Here is a 16,106-nt window from a genome sequence, read left to right as displayed (position 1 = left end):
CGCGGATCAGGGCTCGCCCTTGTTTGAGCGAAGCGAGTTTGGGCGAGACCCCGCGAAACGTGAGCACCGCAGGTTGCCCGCAGCGAAGCGGAGGGACGCAGACAGCAGGGTCGCCTTTCTTTTGCCTACGTTTCTTTGGCGAAGCAAAGAAAAGTAGGTCGCCCGCCGGGGCGAGACCCGGCCTCGGGAAGCAAACCAAGCCAACGCATCAACGAACTACCCCCGAAACCTTTTCCGAGTCAAAGCCAAAGCAACCCAGAAAGCAACGACCGCATACACAACCAACACACCCGCATGCACCCACCACCCCTCAGGCCACCGATCCATAAACAACGGCCGCACCAAAGCAACAGCATTCGTCAACGGCAACCAGGCAGCCACAGCACGCACAGCAGAAGGCAGTTGCTCCAGCGGAAAAAACACCCCACTCAAAAACATCATCGGCGTCATGAACAGCGTGAAGTAATAGGTAAAAAAGTCATACCCCTTAGCCAACGCATTGAAGATCAACGCCACAGAAGAAAACGTGATCCCGCACCCAATCAACACCATCCACGCCACGATCAGCTTAGGGCTGTGACTGATCCCAAGTCCCAGCATCACAAACAAGATCGCAGTCACAGTAAAGATCGACTTGAACGCCGCCCACAACATCTCGGCGAGCACGATGTCATCCAGCCCCACCGGCGCATTCATGATCCCGTCCCACGTCTTCTGAACATGCATCCGCGAGAACGCCGAATACAGCGCCTCGAAGCTCGCCGCATTCATCGCACTCATGCAGATCGATCCGCTCGCCAAAAACAGGATGTACGGCACCTGCGTGCCATCCACCGTCACCTGCCCGACGAGTGCGCCCATGCCGTAGCCAAAAGCCACAAGCCAGATCAGCGGCTCCGCGATGTTGCCGATGAGGCTAGGCAGCGCGAGCTTGCGCCACACCAGCAGGTTGCGCAAAAACACCGGCCACCATCGCATCGACAGCTCAGGCGCGCGCCACACAGAGGGCGAAGGCGGCACAGGTGTTTCGGGGGGAACAGCAGAAGAAGCAGTGGTCGTGTTCATAAAAGAAGGTCTAGCTAGCCATCCTGGCGAATCTGCCGGCCAGTGAGCTTGAGGAAAAGATCTTCCAGGTTGGCCGGCCGATGGAAGGTGCGCAGCCCGCCATGCTGCGTCAGCGCATCGAGCAAACGCCGCGCATCCTGCGTGTAGAAGAACACGGTCTCACCGCTCACCTCCACGCGCGCAGCCAAAGCCTGCAGCTCCGCCGAGCCCGCCAGCGACAGCGCACCGTTGCCATACACCTCGACCACATCAGGCTCCAAGTGCTCGGCGATCAAATCGCGCGGGCGGCCTTCAGCAATCTTGCGGCCATGGTCGAGCACCAGCAGACGCGAGCACAGACGCTCGGCCTCGTCCATGAAGTGCGTGGTCAACAAGATCGACTTGCCCTGCTGCAGCAGCACCTGCAGCCGCTCCCACATCAGGTGCCGCGCCTGCGGATCGAGGCCGGTCGTGGGCTCGTCGAGCAATAACAACTTCGGGTCGTTCACCAGCGCGCGCGCCAGCGACAGCCGCCGCCGCATGCCGCCCGACAGCTCGCCGGGTTTGGCGTCGGCCTTGTGCGAAAGCGCGGCGAACTCCAGCAGCTGCGGCACGCGTGCGCGCACATGCGCCTTGCTGAAACCGAAATAACGGCCGTACACCACGAGGTTCTCGGCGCAACTGAAGTCGGGATCGAGCGTGTCGAACTGCGACACCACGCCCAACTGCGCCTTGATGGCCAGCGCGTCGCGCGGCATCTGCAAACCCAGTGCCTCGATGCTGCCGCCGTCGGGCGCGGTCAGGCCCAGGCACATGCGGATGGTGGTGGTCTTGCCCGCGCCGTTCGGCCCGATCACGCCCAGGCACTCGCCAGGTGCGATCTCGAACGAGAGATCGTCGACGACCGTGGTCTCGCCGTAGCGCTTGCGCAGCCCACGGACCTGGAACAACGGGGAAGAGGAAGAAGAGGGCGAGGAGGGGGGTGTGAGAGATGGCACGCGGCCATTCTGACGCAGCGAGCCGATTGACGCAGCCGCTACATGCGCAGCCCGCTGAACTCCGTTTTCATCCAGTCGATGAAGGCCCGCGTGCGCGCCGGCAGCAGCCGCGCGTTGGGGTAGATCACGCTCACGGGGCGGGGCGCGGGCTCGTAGTCTTCAAGCACCAGCTGCAGCCGGCCTTGGGCCACATACGGCAGCACCTGGTAGGAGAAGAAGGTGCCGAAGCCCATGCCCGCGGCGCAGGCCTCGATGGCGGGCGCGAGATGGTTGAACTCGAGGCGGTTCTCGGGCGTGACGTACACGGTCTTGCCGCCGTCGCGAAACGCCCATTGCGGCGGTGCATCAATGCGCCCGCGCACGCAGGGCGCACCCGCCAGGTCGCGCGGATGGCGCGGCACGCCGTGTTGTGCCAGGAAGGCGGGGCTGGCCGCCACCACGCGCCGGATGGTGCCCAGCGTCTGCGCCACCAGCGACGAGTCTTCGAGCGGGCTGATGCGGATGCCGACGTCGATGCCCTCTTCGAGCAGGTTCACCGTGCGGTCGTGCAGCCGCACGCTGCAGCGCACTTTCTCGTGGCGCTGCATGAAACGCACGATGGCGGGCGCCACGTACATGTGGCCGAACAGCACCGGCGCGGTGATGACCAGTTGTCCGGCCGGTTCGCGCGCCTCGGCCTTCAGCGCCTGGTCGGCGGCATCGGCCGCGAGCAGCACCTCGCGCGCGCTCGGCAGGTAGTGGCGGCCTTCCTCGGTGAGCGACAGGCGCCGCGTGGTGCGGTGAAAGAGGCGCACGCCCAGGTGCGCCTCGAGCGCGGCGAGCGCGCGCACCACGGCGGGCAGCGAACTGCCGAGCGCCTCGGCGGCGCGGGTCAGGCTGCCCTGGTCGGCAATCTGCACGAAGGTCTGCATGGCTTTGAAGCGGTCCATGGCGCGATTAAACCGGAAAACGCAGCAGTCAAATCCGGAAAAGGCTATTCATTCATTTGGTGGAAGAGAGAAGAATCGAGGGCATACCCACCTGAAGGACTCTTCATGACCGAGAACACCACCGCCGCCCGCGTGCCAGCCCAGCCCATCCAGCTTTACGGCAACGCGATCTCGGGCCACGTGCACCGCGTGCGTTTCTTCCTCACGGTGCTGGGCCTGCCCTTCGAGATCGTCGAACTCAACCTGCGCCAGCGCGAGCACCGCACGCCGGAGTTCCTGGCGCGCAACCCCTTTGGCCAGGTGCCGGTGATCGAGGACGGCGACGTCACGCTGGCCGATTCCAACGCCATCCTCGTGTACCTCAACGAACGCTATGCCGCAGATCCGGCGCGCTGGATGCCGCGCGACCCGGTGGGCGCGGCGCGCGTGCAGCGCTGGTTCTCGGTGGCGGCCGGCCCGCTGGCGTTCGGGCCCGCGGCGGCGCGCGTGATGGCGTTGTTCGGCCTGGACACCGACCCGACCGAAACGGTCAAACGCTCGCACGCGCTGCTCGCCGTGATGGAGACCTGCCTGACCGGCCAGGCCTTTCTCGCAGGCCCGTCGGCCACGCTGGCCGACATCGCGAACTACGCCTACGTGGCCCATGCGCCCGAGGGCAGCGTGTCGCTCGACGCGTATCCGCAACTGCGCGCGTGGCTGGCGCGCGTGGAAGCCTTGCCGGGGTTCGTGCCGATGGTGCGCACACCGGTCGGCCTGGCGGCGGTCGCATGATCGCCGCGCCATTCCACGCGGGCGAGCGCGCGCTGCAGTCGCTCGTGGGTTCGCGCGAGCAGATGGAGGCCATCGGGCCGCGCGTGATCCGCGACTACATGCCCGACCAGCACCGCGAGTTCTTCTCGCTGCTGCCGTTCCTCGTCGTCGGCAGCCTCGACGCCGACCTGCAGCCGTGGGCCAGCATGCTCGCCGCGCCAGCGGGCTTCGTGCACTCGCCCGACGCCACGCACCTGCGCATCGATGCGCTGCCGGGCGCCGGCGATCCGCTCACGGGCCAGCTCGCGCCCGGCGCCACGCTGGGGCTGCTGGGCATCCAGCCGCACACGCGTCGGCGCAACCGCATGAACGGCACGGTCGAGGCGCTCGATGCGGCCGGCTTCATGGTCGAGGTGCAGCAGAGCTTCGGCAACTGCCCGCGCTACATCCAGGCGCGCGAGCCGGTGTTTGCCGCACCGCCCGTCAACGAGCCTGCCGTGCAGTGGCTCAACACGCTTGATCTCGCGGCCGAACGGCTCATCGGCGCGGCCGACACGCTGTTCATCGCCACGGCGTACCCCGACGCCGCGGCGGTGGGCGACGAAGCCGATGCGCGCTCCCACGGCGTCGATGTGTCGCACCGCGGTGGTCGCCCGGGCTTCGTGCGTGTCGATGCGGGCGGCGTGCTCACGGTGCCCGACTTCAACGGCAACCGCTTCTTCAACACGCTCGGCAACCTGCAGGCGCACCCGCGCGCGGGTCTGCTGTTCGTCGATTTCGACACCGGCGAGCTGCTGCACCTGAGCGCCACGGCGGAGATCGTCACGGACGGCCCCGAGGTCGCGGCGTTCGAGGGCGCGGAGCGACTGATGCGCTTTCATGTCACGCGTGCGCTGCGCCGTCCGGCCGCATTGCCGCTGCGTTGGGGCGAGGCCGCGTTGTCGCCGCACCTTGCGGGCACGGGCCGCTGGGCCGCGCATTGACTCAGTCGAAGACGGGAATGCGTCCGTTGACCGACGGCCGGTAGTGCCAGCTGAGCGCATCGAGATCGGGTGCGCGCTGTTGACGCAGCAGCGCCTCGAGGCCAGCAGCGGCCAGCGTGCAGGCCAGTGCCTGCCCGGGGCACGCATGCATGCCATGGCCGAAGCCGAGCACGCGGCGCCGGGCGCGCACGGGCATGAAGCGGTCGGGCTCGGGATTGAACACCGGGTCGCGGTGCGCCGAGGCCAGCAGCACCAGCACCGCATCGCCCGCCGCCAGCGAGGTGCCGGCGATCTCGATGGGCTCGATCGCGAAGCGGCGCGTGTTCTGCACTGAGGGGTCGTGACGCGCCGTCTCTTCGACGATCGCGAGCAGCCCGTCGCGCGTGCGAGTCAACGGGCGCAACGCGGGCTCGCGCACCAGTGCGATCAGGCTGTTGCCCAGCAGGCCCGCTGTGGCGTCGCAGGTCTGCGAGAGCAGGCCCACGAGGTTCGCCAGCAGCGCGCGTGAGAGCGGTGCGCTCGCGGCGCTTTCGGTCAGCACCGCCGCCAGCAGCGTGCCGTCGCGCGGCGAGGCGTTCGCGCTCAGGGCTTCGAAGCGGTTCATCAGCTCGCCGGCCGCCGTGCTTGCCGCCTGCAACTGGTCGGCGTTCGACAGCGGCGAGAGGCAGGCGACGAAGTCGCGCATCCAGCGGTCCACCTGTGGCAGCGACGCGTCGTCGAAACCGAGCAGGTGCGCCATCGCCCGCACGGGCAGCGAGAACAGCGCATCGGAGAGCGGCGCGTGCGTGGGCATCTGCTGCGCCACGTCGAGCGCGGCGGCGTGTGCCGCATGAAGGTCGAGCCCGGCCAGCGCGCGCTGCAACGCCGGCCGGTGCGCCTGGTGCGCGGGGCCGTCGTTCATGCGCACCAGGTGGCCGAACACCTCGCCGGCCGGGCTGCCCACGATCGCGCGCGGCACGGGCTCGGTGGCGGGGCGCACGCGCAGCGGGGCGTGGGCCTGCAACACCTGCATGACCACATCGGCGCGGCTCGCGACCCACACGCGCAAGCCGTCGTGCCACGCGAGCGGCGGGCCGTCGCGCAGCGTGGCGTAGTACGGGTACGGGTCGGCGTGCGTGGCGGCGGCGACCGGGTCGGCGGGGTGGTGGGTGAGCACAGCGGTGGTCATGGCGCGCAGTGTGCGTTCGCAGCTGCCGACACACTTCGGTCGCGAACGAAGTGTGGGATGCGGCGTCGCTTTAGGATGGCCGCATGGACGACACCACCGCTTCCGACTTCCAGTTCGCCCGCCTCGCCGGCGCCATCGCCGAACCGGCGCGCGCCCGCATGCTGAACTGCCTGATGGACGGCCACGCCCGCACCGCGACCGAACTCGCCACCGTGGCCGAGGTGGCGGCCTCGACCGCGAGCGCGCACCTCGCGCGCCTGAAGGAAGAGCGGCTGGTCGAGGTGCTCGTGCAAGGCAAGCACCGCTACTTCCGCCTGGCCAGCGACGACGTGGCCGCTGCGCTCGAAAGCCTCATGGTCGTGGCCGGCGCGCCGCGCCCGACGGCTGCCGCCTTTCAACCCAACACGCCGAGCCGCCTGCGCAGCGCCCGCACCTGCTACGACCACATGGCCGGCACCGCGGGCGTCGCGCTGCACGACCGGCTGCATGCGCAGGGCTGGCTCAGCGGGCTGCAGAGCGGCTCGTACGAACTCACGCCCGACGGCGCCATCGCGCTGGAGAGCCTGGGCGTCGAGGTCGACGCTGTGCGCCGTTCACGCCGCCGTTTCGCCTGCGCCTGCCTCGACTGGAGCGAACGCCGCCCGCACCTGGGCGGCGCACTCGGCGCCGCGTGGCTTCAGCTGTCGCTGCGGCGCGGCTGGGTGCGGCAAGAGCTCGACGGGCGCGCGCTCACGCTGACGCCGAAGGCGCAGCGGGAGATGCCGGAGTTGTTTGCCTGAAGGCGCTCAGGCTTTCAGCTTGAGCAGATAGATCAGCGGGCCAGCCATCGCAATGTCGAGCTCGAGAAAGCTCTCGAAGTCTTTCCCCGCCATCCAGTACGGGTCCCAGTTGTTGCGCTTGATGGTCTTCTGCCAGAGGTCGTGCGCGGTGGCGCGCTGCACCGCGTCGAGCAGCTGGCCGCGGCGGTAGGGCGGCACCTTCTTGCCGGTCATCACGCCGCGCCAGTTGGCCAGGTCGGCGTCCACGCCCTGCTGGCGCACCGACGAAATGCCCTGGAACGGGTGCTTGGACGACACGCCGATGGCGCGCAGCTTGCCGTTCGCGATGTGCTCGGCGAATTCGCTGTAGCCCGAAATGCCGGCTGCCGCCTTGCCCGTGTCGAGCGCTTCGACCACCTGCGCGCCGCCCGGGTGCGGCTGGTAGTTCAGCGACGCCGAGGCGCCGGCCACGCGCGCCAGCATGCCGGCGAACATGTGGTCCACGCCGCCGGCCGAGCCGCCCGCGATGACCGTGTTGGCGGCATCGGCGCGCAGCTGGGCGATGAGGTCCTTGGGGGTCTTGATGGGCGAGTCGGCCTTGACGGCGACCACCTCGTAGTCGCTGGTGAGCCGCGCCACGGGCGACACGTGCGCCAGCGTGACGGCGGGCTTCTGCAGCGCCACCGCACCGACCATCACCATGCCGCTGACCAGCAGCGCCTCGGGATCGGCGTCGTACTTCTCGACGTACTTGGCCAGCCCGATGGTGCCGCCCTTGCCGCCGATGTTCTCGTAGGTGACGGTGCCCACGGCGCCCGAGGCCAGCAGGGCGGCGCCGAGGGCGCGACCGGTCTGGTCCCAGCCGCCGCCTTCGTTCGCGGGAATGACGATGCGCAGCTTGCTGCTCAGCGGCGCGTCGGCCGCACGGGCGTTGCCGGCCCACAGCGCGGCCTGGCCCGCACCGGCGGCAGCGGCCGAGGCTGCCAGCCAGGTGCCGAAACGGCGGCGGGACAGGGGAAGGGCGGCTGCAGGCAGCGAAGACGGGCGCATCGTGTTTCCAGTGGTGTACGTGACAGCCAATGATGTCCGCGAAACAAGGCAATCACGCCCTCGCCCCCACAGGGAGAAACCCTGAGGGAAAGCACAGGAAAAGCAAACGAAACGCGTCGGAGCCTACTGAAAAGCCACTTCCGCGAAGCTTCGCAGCTTGCGGCTGTGCAGCCGGGTCGTGCCTTCCTCGCGCAGGATCTCGATGGCGCGCATGCCGATGCGCAGGTGCTGCTCCACGCGCTCGCGGTAGAAGTGGTTGGCCATGCCGGGCAGCTTGATCTCGCCGTGCAGCGGCTTGTCGCTCACGCACAGCAGCGTGCCGTAGGGCACCCGGAAGCGGAAGCCGTTGGCCGCAATGGTCGCGCTTTCCATGTCGAGCGCCACGGCGCGGCTCTGGCTGAAGCGGCGCTGCGGCTGGTTGGCGGGCAGCAGCTCCCAGTTGCGGTTGTCGGTGCTGGCCACGGTGCCGGTGCGCATGATCTTCTTGAGCTCGGGCCCTTCGCACTTCGTGACGTCGGCCACCGCCTGCTCGAGCGCGAGCTGGATTTCCGACAGCGCCGGAATCGGCACCCACAGCGGCAGCTCTTCGTCGAGCACGTGGTCTTCGCGCACGTAAGCGTGGGCCAGCACGTAGTCGCCCAGCTGCTGCGTGTTGCGCAGGCCGGCGCAGTGGCCCAGCATCATCCAGGCGTGCGGGCGCAGCACGGCGATGTGGTCGGTGATGGTCTTGGCGTTGGCCGGACCGACGCCGATGTTCGTCATGGTGATGCCGCTGTAGTCCTCGCGCACGAGGTGGTAGGCCGGCATCTGCGGCAGGCGCGGCGGCGCGGTGCCCTGGCTGCCGTCCAGCAGGTGGGCGAAGGTGTCGCTGTGGCCCGCGGCCAGCCCGCGCCGGCGCGTGATCACGTTGCCGGGCTCGATGAAGGCGATGTACTCGCTGTTCTCGTCGGCCATGGCCTCGTGGCCCAGGCGCACGAACTCGTCGATGTAGAACTGGTAGTTGGTGAACAGCACGAAGTTCTGGAACCACTCGGGCGCCGTGCCCGTGTAGTGGCGCAGGCGGTGCAGCGAGTAGTCGACGCGCGCCGCCGTGAACAGCGACAGCGGCTGGGGCTCGCCGGGCAGCGCCTCGAAGGTGCCGTTGGCAATGCCGTCGTCCATGGCGCCCAGGTCGGGCAGGTCGAACACGTCGCGCATGAGGGCGCGGCGCTCGGCGCTCATGGTGCCTTCGATGTGGTCGTTCTCGGCGAACGAGAAGTGGATGGGAATGGGCTGCGTGCTGGTGCCCACCTCGAGCTCGACCTGGTGGTTTTCGAGCAGCAGGCGGAACTGGTCGAGGTAATAGCGCGAGAACAGGTCGGGCCGCGTCAGCGTGGTCTCGTAGCGGCCGGGGCCGGCCACGAAGCCGTAGCTCAGGCCGGCGTTGGCCGGCGGCGTGTGGCGCGACACGGTGTGCGTGTGCACCCGCACGAACGGGTAGCAGGCCCGCACCCGGCCCGGCAGCGCCTCGCCGGCCACGAAGCGCAGCATCGATTCGCGCAGGTGGGCGAGCCCGCCCTGGTAGATGGCTTTGACCTGGTCGAGCGCCTCGGCGGCGTCGGTGAAGCGGGCGGGAGCGACGAAGGTGGGCATGTAGGGCATGGCGTCATTGTGCAATGCGGGCGTGACGCGTGGGCGGTCGCCGCGCGGCGGTGTCGTGCATCGGCGCGCGCCCCGGCGTGCCGGGCGCGAAGTGATTAACCTCGATGGTTTCCGCTCAACGAATGCAGGAAGGTGAAGGAATGAAAGTCGCAGTCATGGGTGCCGGCGCGGTCGGCTGTTACTACGGCGCCATGCTGGCGCGCGCAGGCCACGCGGTGGTGCTGATCGGTCGGCCGTCGCATGTGGAGGCAGTGCGCGCGAACGGGCTGCGGCTGGAGACGAAGACTTTCGACGTGCAGGTGCCGCTCGATGCGAGCACCGACGCGAGCGCGGTGCAGGGCGCCGACCTCGTGCTGTTCTGCGTGAAGTCCACCGACACCGAATCGGCCGCCGCGCAGATCCAGCCGCACCTCGCGCCCGGCGCGCTGGTGCTCACGCTGCAGAACGGTGTCGACAACGACGCGCGCGTGCGATCGGTGTTGACATCGCACGACGTGGCCGCTGCCGTGGTCTACGTGGCGACCGAGATGGCCGGGCCGGGCCACGTGAAGCACCACGGCCGCGGCGAACTGGTGATCGCGCCATCGCGGCGCAGCGAAGAGGTCGCGCAGGCATTGATCGCCGCCGGCGTGCCCACGCAGATTTCCGACAACGTGCGCGGCGCGCTGTGGGCCAAGCTGGTGCTCAACTGCGCCTACAACGCGCTGTCGGCTGTGTCGCAGCTGCCCTACGGCGAACTCGTGCAGGGCATCGGCGTGAGCGACGTGATCCGTGATGTGGTCGCCGAATGCCTCGCGGTGGCGAAGGCCGAAGGCGTCGTCATTCCGGGCGATGTCGACGCGGCGGTGCGCGGCATCGCGCAGTCGATGCCGTCGCAGTATTCGTCGACCGCGCAAGACCTCGCACGCGGCAAGCGCAGCGAGATCGACCACCTCAATGGGCTGGTCGTGCGGCGCGGCGAGGCGCTGGGTGTGCCGACGCCGGCGAACCGTGTGCTGTTCGTGATGGTGAAGCTGCTCGAAGGCAAGCAGCCGCAGGCCAGTCTCTAGCCGGGCATCGGTTCGCGCATCGTCACGAACTCTTCGGCGGCGGTGGGGTGGATGCCGATGGTGCTGTCGAACAGCGCCTTCGTCGCACCCGCGCGCATCGCCACCGCAAAGCCCTGCACGACTTCACCCGCGTCCGCGCCCACCATGTGCAGGCCCACCACGCGGTCGCTCTTCTTGTCGACCACGAGCTTCATGAAGGTGCGCTCGCTGCGGCCCGAGAGCGTGTGGCGCAGCGACTTGAACTCGCTCGAGAACACGGTGACCTCGCCGAACTTCGCGCGTGCGTCGATCTCGCTGTAGCCGCAGGTGCCGATGTTGGGGTGGGTGAACACGGCGGTGGGAATGAACTCGTAGTCCATGCCGCGCTTGCCCTTGCCGAACAGCGCATCGACCACCACCATCGCCTCGGCCAGCGCCACCGGTGTGAGCTGCACGCGGGTCGACACGTCGCCCACGGCGTAGATCGACGGCACCGAGGTGCGGTAGTGCGCATCGACGGCGATGGCGCCCTTGTCGTCGACCTTCACGCCCGCGGCCTCGAGGCCAAGCCCCTGCGTGTTGGGCACGCGGCCGGTGGCGAAGAGCACGGTGTCGGCCTCGATCTGCTGGCCGCGTGCGAGCGTGACCACGAGGCCGTCGGGGCCGCGTGCGATCGACGAGGCCTCGCAGTTCAGGCGCACGTCGACGCCGGCCTTGCCCATCTCGTGCGCGAGGAACTGGCGCACGTCGTCGTCGAAGCCGGTGAGCAGGTGGGCGCGGCGGTGCAGCTGCGTCACCTTCGTACCCAGACCGTTGAAGATCGATGCGAACTCGCAGGCGATGTAGCCGCCGCCCACCACCAGCAGGCGTTTCGGGAACGGGTCGAGGTCGAACATCGCGTCGGAGGTCACGATGTGTTCGCGACCCGGAATGTCGGGCACGAAGGGCGTGCCGCCGGTGGCCACGAGCAGGTGGCGCGCGGTGTGGCGCTTGCCTTCGATTTCCACTGTGTGGGCGTCGACCAATTGCGCCCAGCCGGTGACGAGCGTGACGCCCGAATTTTTCAAGAGCGAGCCGTAGATGCCGTTGAGCCGGCCGATCTCTTTGGCGCGCTGCGTCTTGAGGTGCGCCCAGTCGAACTGCGGCGCCTCGGGCAGTTTCCAGCCGTAGCCTTCGGCTTCCTCGAAGGCCTCGGCATAGCCGGCGGCGTAGCTGTAGAGCTTCTTCGGGATGCAGCCCACGTTGACGCAGGTGCCGCCGAGTTCGGCGGCCTCGGCCAGCGCGACGCGCGCGCCGGTTTGCGCCGCCATGCGCGCGGCGCGCACGCCACCGCTGCCGCCGCCAATGACGAAGAGGTCGAAATCGAATGGTTGCATGGGAAAGACACTCCTTGCGGCCGACTGTAGCGGTGAGGCGAAGGCGGTGCTCGCGGCGGGACTTGAAGGCCGGTGGCGAGCGAGAATTCGCGCTCGTCGCAACGGGAGTCCGAAGCCTATGAAGAACAACACGCACAGCCAGAGAAACATCCTCCGCATCGCGTCCGGGTGGCCGCAGAAGGGCGTGGCCCTGTGTGCACTGGCGCTCGTCTGCCTGACGGCCAGTGCACAGCTCGCGCGCAAGCCGTCGTACTACCAGCAGCAGAACCAGCCGCAGCCCGAAGGGCCCGCCGCACAGCTCGTGCCGCGCCCCGCCGTGCCGGCCTCGTTGCCGGCGCTGCGCAGCCAGGGCGATTTCGACACGCTGGCGCGCGTCTATGACGCCGGCACGCCGATGCAGCTGGCCCACGTGCTGTTCGCGATCGACCGGCAGGCCAGGCCGGCGCGCATGCACTACATCGACACGCCGCGCTTTCAGCTGCATGTGCGCTTCCTGCGCGACACGCGGCTCACGCCGAACACGGTCAAGCGCGAGATCGATCGCAACTACCTCGTGCCCGACCGGCGCTTTCTGTTCGGCACGTTGAGCTGGCAGCAGAACATCGGCACCTTCACCTACGAGTTCTGGGAAGGCGACCGGCTGACCGTGCCGCTGCTGCGCGAGGCCGAGGCGCAGGTGAAGGCCAGCTTCTTCGCGCCGGTGAAGTTCAAGACCAACTCGACGCTGCACGAACGCATTGCGAAGGAGGCCGGCATCGACTTCGTGAGCCAGGAGGCGCTGATCCGCGAGCAGCCCTTCCTGCCGATGAACCTCGGCACCGCCACGGGCCGCGTGCGCATCGTGAACGACGCCTCGGGCATGAACGCGCTGTTGCCCGACGACATCGCCGTGCTGCGCGAGGTGCCGATCAACCTGCCGCCGGTGGCCGGCGTGCTGACCGAGCGGCCGTCCACGGCGCTGTCGCACGTCAACCTGCTGGCCAAGGGCTGGGGCATTCCGAACGCCTATGTGCGCGATGCCGCCACGGTGTTGAAGGCGCATGCGGGCCAGTGGGTGGCGCTGAAGGTGGCGGCCTCGGGCTACCAGCTGCGCCGCCTCACGGCGGAAGAAATCGCCGCGCTGCCGCCGCGCGCGGTGCGTGCCGCCGCCACCGGCGCGTTGCCCGGTAGCAAGGCCGCGACGCCCGACCTGCGCGAGACGCGCCTGCTGCCCTTGGCCTCGCTGCGCGCGCGGAACAGCGTGCAATGCGGCTCGAAGGCGGCCAACCTCGGCGCCGTGCTCGCCGCGCGCATTCCCTCGACCACCGTGCCCGACGGCTTCTGCATTCCGTTTGCGCATTACGACCGCTTCATGCGGTCGAACGGGTTGGCCGAGCGCATCGCGCGCATGCAGCAGCAACCCGGCTTCGCGGGCGATCCGCAGGTGCGGCAGAAAGCGTTGGCGCAACTGCGCGACGAGATCGTGCAATGGCCCGTCGAGCCCGCCACAGCGGCAGCATGGCGTGCCACGTGGCAATCGCAGCTGGGCGGCGGCGGCGTGTTCGTGCGCAGCTCGTCCAACTCGGAAGACCTGCCGGGCTTCAGCGGCGCGGGACTCTACACGACGGTGCCCAACGTCAAGACCGGCGACGCGCTCGAGCTCGCGGTGAAGAAGGTCTGGGCCTCGGTGTTCAACCCCGAGGCCTGGGAGGCGCGCAGCGCCGCGGGCTTTGGTGCCGAGTCGGTGCTGATGGGCGTGTTCGTGCAGACCGCCATCGACTCGACCAATGCCGGCGTGATGATCACGCGCGACCCCTTCGACGCCGGCCACCCGCACGTCACCTACATCTCGGCCAAGCGCGGCATCGGCATCCGCGTGGTCGAGGGCAAGCGCGTGGCGGAGCAGGTGATGTATTCGAGCTGGTCGAAGGCCATCCAGGTGCTGAGCCGCTCGGCCGAAGAGACGGCGCTGCAGCTGGACAAGGACGGCGGCGTGAAGGAAGTGCCGGTGGAACTGGGCCGCCACGTGCTGACCGACGAACTGGTGGTGCGACTCGCGAACGTGGGCGCGGCGGTGAAGCGCACCTTCAACGCGGTCGATCAGGACATCGAGTGGGCGACGGTGGGCGACAAGATCGTGCTGCTGCAGGCGCGGCCGTATGTGGAGCGGCGGCGCTAGCTAGTCAGCAGCGCCTTCAGGCCGTCGTGGCGGGGCCGCGATGGCCTGGCAGGGTGTTCAAGGGAATGCGCAGGTAGGCCACGCCGTTGTCGTCGGGCGGCGGCAACCGGCCGCCGCGCACGTTGACCTGCATCGACGGCAGGATCAGCGTCGGCACTTCGAGCGTGGCGTCGCGCGCGGTGCGCATGCGCACGAATTCGTCTTCGCCGATGCCGTCGCGCACGTGGATGTTGTGGGCGCGCTGCTGCGCCACGGTGCTCTGCCAGCGGGGCTCGCGCGTGGCGGGCGGGTAGTCGTGGCAGACGTACACGGTGGTCTCGGGCGGCAGCGTGAGCAGCCGGCGCATCGAACGGTAGAGCTCGCGCGCGTCGCCGCCCGGAAAGTCGGCGCGCGCGCTGCCCAGGTCGGGCATGAAGAGCGTGTCGCCGACGAAGACCGCGTCGTCGACGAGGTACGCCATGTCGGCCGGCGTGTGGCCGGGCACGCGCAGGGCCTGCGCCTCGATCTCGCCGATGCGAAAGCTTTCTCCATCCTTGAAGAGGTGGTCGAACTGGCTGCCGTCGGGCAGGAAGTCGCGCTCCAGGTTGTAGAGGTGGCGGAAGGTGGCTTGCACCGTGCGGATGTGCTCGCCGATGGCGATGCGCCCGCCGGCCTGCGACTGCACATGGCGCGCGCCCGAGAGGTGGTCGGCGTGCGCGTGGGTCTCCAGAATCCAGTCGACCTGCAAGGCCTGCGCGCGCAGGTACGCCAGCAGGCGATCGGCCGAAACGGTGTCGGTGTGGCCGGAGCGGAAGTCGTAGTCGAGCACCGGGTCGATGACGGCGGCGCGTTTCGTGGCGCGGTCCCACACCACGTAGGACACCGTGCCCGTTGCAGGATCGAAGAACGCCTGGGTGGTGGCGCGGGGCGTGGTCATGGACATTCCTTTCGCGAACGAGGTCTGAGGCTCATTCAAGCGATCAATATTATATGAATTGATAGAATATAAATTCACGAACTGACAATCTCCCCATGAAGGCTTCCACTCTCGTCATCGATCCCGCGCAGTTGAGAGGCGCGGCCGGCCAGGCGGTCGCCGTGCTCAAGCTGCTGGCCAATGAAGACCGGCTGCTGCTGCTGTGCCAGCTCTCGCAGGGCGAGATGTGCGTGAGCGATCTCGAAAGCGCGCTGGGCATCCGCCAGCCCACCTTGTCGCAGCAACTGTCGGTGCTGCGCACCGAGGGCGTGGTGACCACGCGCCGCGAAGGCAAGAACATCCACTACAGCGTGGCCGACTCCGCGCTGCTCGAGATCCTCGCGGTCCTGTACCGCCTCTACTGTCCTAAGGAGAACTGAAGATGCCCACCATCGACTGGCCTCATTTCACGCCCTGGGCCGCACTGGCCGGCGGCGTGCTCATCGGACTTTCCGCGGCGATGTTCGTGCTGCTCAATGGGCGCATCGCTGGCGTCAGTGGTGTGCTGGGCGGCTTGCTGCGGCCCATGAAGGGCGACGTGACCTGGCGCGCGGCCTTCGTGCTCGGGCTGGTCGGCGCGCCGCTCGTGTACGGGTTGTTCACCGCGCTGCCCGCGGTACAGATCGACGCGGGCTACGGCACGCTCGCGCTGGCCGGGCTGCTGGTGGGCGTGGGCACGCGCTATGGCGCGGGCTGCACCAGCGGTCACGGCGTGTGCGGGTTGGCGCGGCGGTCGCCGCGCTCGCTGGTCGCCACGCTGGCGTTCATGGCCGCGGGGTTCGCCACGGTGTTCGTGGTGCGCCACCTGTTGAATCTGTGAACCGGGAGACTGCCATGTGGACCGCCATTGCTTCTTTGCTCGCCGGCCTTGTCTTCGGGCTCGGCCTCATCGTCTCCGGCATGGCCAATCCGGCCAAGATCCTGGGCTTTCTTGACCTGGGCGGGGCCTGGGACCCGTCGCTCGCCTTCGTGATGGCCGGCGCGGTGGCGGTGAGCACCATCGGCTTCCTGCTGGCGGGCCGGCGCAAGGACTCGCTGCTCGGCGGGCCGATCACGCTGCCCAGCCTGCGCCACATCGACCGCCGCCTGGTCGGCGGCAGCCTGCTGTTCGGCGTCGGCTGGGGCATCGCGGGCTTCTGCCCCGGGCCCGCGCTGGTCTCGCTCGGCTCGGGCGAGGTCAAGGCGCTGGTCTTCGTGGGCGCCATGCTGTTGGGCATGGGCCTGTTCGAAGTGATCGAGCGCCGCCGCTGAGCAGCGCCGGGCGGCGT

General features: G+C 68.7%; 16 protein-coding genes. 8 read left to right on the top strand and 8 right to left on the bottom strand.

Annotated features, from left to right (window positions below):
• Positions 1-216: 216 nt before the first annotated feature.
• The 3 genes from AAG801_RS21540 to AAG801_RS21530 all read right to left on the bottom strand — a co-directional run bounded on the left by AAG801_RS21540 (position 217) and on the right by AAG801_RS21530 (position 2,971).
• Positions 217-1,065, bottom strand: coding sequence for an ABC transporter permease (locus tag AAG801_RS21540; protein ID WP_099793623.1), 849 nt, complete (start codon positions 1,063-1,065; stop codon positions 217-219).
• Between the two features lie 14 nt (positions 1,066-1,079).
• Positions 1,080-1,994 carry an ATP-binding cassette domain-containing protein gene (locus tag AAG801_RS21535; RefSeq protein WP_095747081.1) on the bottom strand — a complete coding sequence of 305 codons (915 nt, stop codon included), beginning with the start codon at positions 1,992-1,994 and terminating at the stop codon, positions 1,080-1,082.
• An 86-nt stretch (positions 1,995-2,080) separates the two neighbouring features.
• Positions 2,081-2,971 (bottom strand): LysR family transcriptional regulator, encoded by an 891-nt coding sequence (locus AAG801_RS21530; RefSeq protein ID WP_101491374.1) that lies wholly within the window; start codon positions 2,969-2,971, stop codon positions 2,081-2,083.
• Between the two features lie 105 nt (positions 2,972-3,076).
• On the opposite strand from AAG801_RS21530, the gene AAG801_RS21525 reads away from it, so the two are divergent.
• Together AAG801_RS21525 and AAG801_RS21520 are read left to right on the top strand one after the other, a co-directional pair.
• Entirely contained in the window at positions 3,077-3,742 is a 666-nt protein-coding gene (locus AAG801_RS21525) for a glutathione S-transferase (protein WP_341890193.1), read from the top strand.
• Positions 3,739-4,704: a pyridoxamine 5'-phosphate oxidase family protein gene (locus tag AAG801_RS21520; RefSeq protein WP_341890192.1), complete on the top strand. Its 966-nt coding sequence runs from the start codon at positions 3,739-3,741 to the stop codon at positions 4,702-4,704. The genes AAG801_RS21525 and AAG801_RS21520 overlap by 4 nt, the downstream gene beginning before the upstream one ends.
• A 1-nt stretch (position 4,705) precedes the next feature.
• On the opposite strand, the gene AAG801_RS21515 is transcribed toward AAG801_RS21520, so the two are convergent.
• A complete protein-coding gene (locus AAG801_RS21515; RefSeq protein ID WP_341890191.1) occupies positions 4,706-5,872 on the bottom strand; it encodes a cytochrome P450 in 1,167 nt (388 codons plus the stop codon).
• Between the two features lie 83 nt (positions 5,873-5,955).
• Here AAG801_RS21515 and AAG801_RS21510 point away from each other — a divergent pair, with 83 nt between their 5' ends.
• A complete protein-coding gene (locus AAG801_RS21510; RefSeq protein WP_341890190.1) occupies positions 5,956-6,651 on the top strand; it encodes a helix-turn-helix transcriptional regulator in 696 nt (231 codons plus the stop codon).
• Between the two features lie 6 nt (positions 6,652-6,657).
• Here the strand turns inward: AAG801_RS21510 and AAG801_RS21505 are convergent, their stop codons facing one another.
• Complete coding sequence (locus AAG801_RS21505) at positions 6,658-7,617, bottom strand: tripartite tricarboxylate transporter substrate-binding protein (RefSeq protein WP_341890194.1); 960 nt, start codon at positions 7,615-7,617, stop codon at positions 6,658-6,660.
• Positions 7,618-7,803: 186 nt separating this feature from the next.
• Entirely contained in the window at positions 7,804-9,321 is a 1,518-nt protein-coding gene (locus AAG801_RS21500) for an AMP nucleosidase (protein ID WP_192193946.1), read from the bottom strand.
• Between the two features lie 140 nt (positions 9,322-9,461).
• On the opposite strand from AAG801_RS21500, the gene AAG801_RS21495 reads away from it, so the two are divergent.
• A complete protein-coding gene (locus AAG801_RS21495) occupies positions 9,462-10,370 on the top strand; it encodes a 2-dehydropantoate 2-reductase (RefSeq protein ID WP_341890189.1) in 909 nt (302 codons plus the stop codon).
• Here the strand turns inward: AAG801_RS21495 and gorA are convergent.
• Positions 10,367-11,725 (bottom strand): glutathione-disulfide reductase, encoded by a 1,359-nt coding sequence (gene gorA, locus AAG801_RS21490; protein ID WP_341890188.1) that lies wholly within the window; start codon positions 11,723-11,725, stop codon positions 10,367-10,369. The genes AAG801_RS21495 and gorA overlap by 4 nt on opposite strands.
• A gap of 118 nt (positions 11,726-11,843) precedes the next feature.
• Here gorA and AAG801_RS21485 point away from each other — a divergent pair, with 118 nt between their 5' ends.
• A complete protein-coding gene (locus AAG801_RS21485) occupies positions 11,844-13,883 on the top strand; it encodes a PEP/pyruvate-binding domain-containing protein (RefSeq protein WP_341890187.1) in 2,040 nt (679 codons plus the stop codon).
• A 16-nt stretch (positions 13,884-13,899) separates the two neighbouring features.
• Here the strand turns inward: AAG801_RS21485 and AAG801_RS21480 are convergent, their stop codons facing one another.
• Positions 13,900-14,799, bottom strand: a complete 900-nt coding sequence (locus AAG801_RS21480; protein ID WP_341890186.1) for an MBL fold metallo-hydrolase — start codon at positions 14,797-14,799, stop codon at positions 13,900-13,902.
• A gap of 95 nt (positions 14,800-14,894) precedes the next feature.
• On the opposite strand from AAG801_RS21480, the gene AAG801_RS21475 reads away from it, so the two are divergent.
• From AAG801_RS21475 to AAG801_RS21465, 3 genes are read left to right on the top strand one after another with little or no spacing between them, the layout of a single operon-like run.
• Positions 14,895-15,218, top strand: a complete 324-nt coding sequence (locus tag AAG801_RS21475) for a metalloregulator ArsR/SmtB family transcription factor (RefSeq protein ID WP_341890185.1) — start codon at positions 14,895-14,897, stop codon at positions 15,216-15,218.
• A 2-nt stretch (positions 15,219-15,220) separates the two neighbouring features.
• Positions 15,221-15,658 (top strand): YeeE/YedE family protein, encoded by a 438-nt coding sequence (locus AAG801_RS21470; protein WP_192193941.1) that lies wholly within the window; start codon positions 15,221-15,223, stop codon positions 15,656-15,658.
• Positions 15,659-15,672: 14 nt separating this feature from the next.
• Positions 15,673-16,089, top strand: coding sequence for a DUF6691 family protein (locus AAG801_RS21465; protein WP_341890184.1), 417 nt, complete (start codon positions 15,673-15,675; stop codon positions 16,087-16,089).
• Positions 16,090-16,106: the final 17 nt, after the last annotated feature.

This window comes from Variovorax sp. YR752 (assembly GCF_943372545.1).
Note: the sequence above shows the minus strand (reverse complement) of the source record. Positions and strands in the feature narration are given on the sequence as shown.

What these genes read in the sequence shown, in the direction of transcription:
- AAG801_RS21495 (WP_341890189.1), top strand. Translation starts at nt 9,462, where the DNA reads ATGAAAGTCGCAGTCATGGGTGCCGGCGCGGTCGGCTGTTACTACGGC.
- AAG801_RS21475 (WP_341890185.1), top strand. Translation starts at nt 14,895, where the DNA reads ATGAAGGCTTCCACTCTCGTCATCGATCCCGCGCAGTTGAGAGGCGCG.
- AAG801_RS21530 (WP_101491374.1), bottom strand. Translation starts at nt 2,971, where the DNA reads ATGGACCGCTTCAAAGCCATGCAGACCTTCGTGCAGATTGCCGACCAG.
- AAG801_RS21520 (WP_341890192.1), top strand. Translation starts at nt 3,739, where the DNA reads ATGATCGCCGCGCCATTCCACGCGGGCGAGCGCGCGCTGCAGTCGCTC.
- AAG801_RS21480 (WP_341890186.1), bottom strand. Translation starts at nt 14,799, where the DNA reads ATGACCACGCCCCGCGCCACCACCCAGGCGTTCTTCGATCCTGCAACG.
- AAG801_RS21525 (WP_341890193.1), top strand. Translation starts at nt 3,077, where the DNA reads ATGACCGAGAACACCACCGCCGCCCGCGTGCCAGCCCAGCCCATCCAG.
- gorA (WP_341890188.1), bottom strand. Translation starts at nt 11,725, where the DNA reads ATGCAACCATTCGATTTCGACCTCTTCGTCATTGGCGGCGGCAGCGGT.
- AAG801_RS21465 (WP_341890184.1), top strand. Translation starts at nt 15,673, where the DNA reads ATGTGGACCGCCATTGCTTCTTTGCTCGCCGGCCTTGTCTTCGGGCTC.
- AAG801_RS21485 (WP_341890187.1), top strand. Translation starts at nt 11,844, where the DNA reads ATGAAGAACAACACGCACAGCCAGAGAAACATCCTCCGCATCGCGTCC.
- AAG801_RS21515 (WP_341890191.1), bottom strand. Translation starts at nt 5,872, where the DNA reads ATGACCACCGCTGTGCTCACCCACCACCCCGCCGACCCGGTCGCCGCC.
- AAG801_RS21540 (WP_099793623.1), bottom strand. Translation starts at nt 1,065, where the DNA reads ATGAACACGACCACTGCTTCTTCTGCTGTTCCCCCCGAAACACCTGTG.
- AAG801_RS21510 (WP_341890190.1), top strand. Translation starts at nt 5,956, where the DNA reads ATGGACGACACCACCGCTTCCGACTTCCAGTTCGCCCGCCTCGCCGGC.
- AAG801_RS21470 (WP_192193941.1), top strand. Translation starts at nt 15,221, where the DNA reads ATGCCCACCATCGACTGGCCTCATTTCACGCCCTGGGCCGCACTGGCC.
- AAG801_RS21500 (WP_192193946.1), bottom strand. Translation starts at nt 9,321, where the DNA reads ATGCCCTACATGCCCACCTTCGTCGCTCCCGCCCGCTTCACCGACGCC.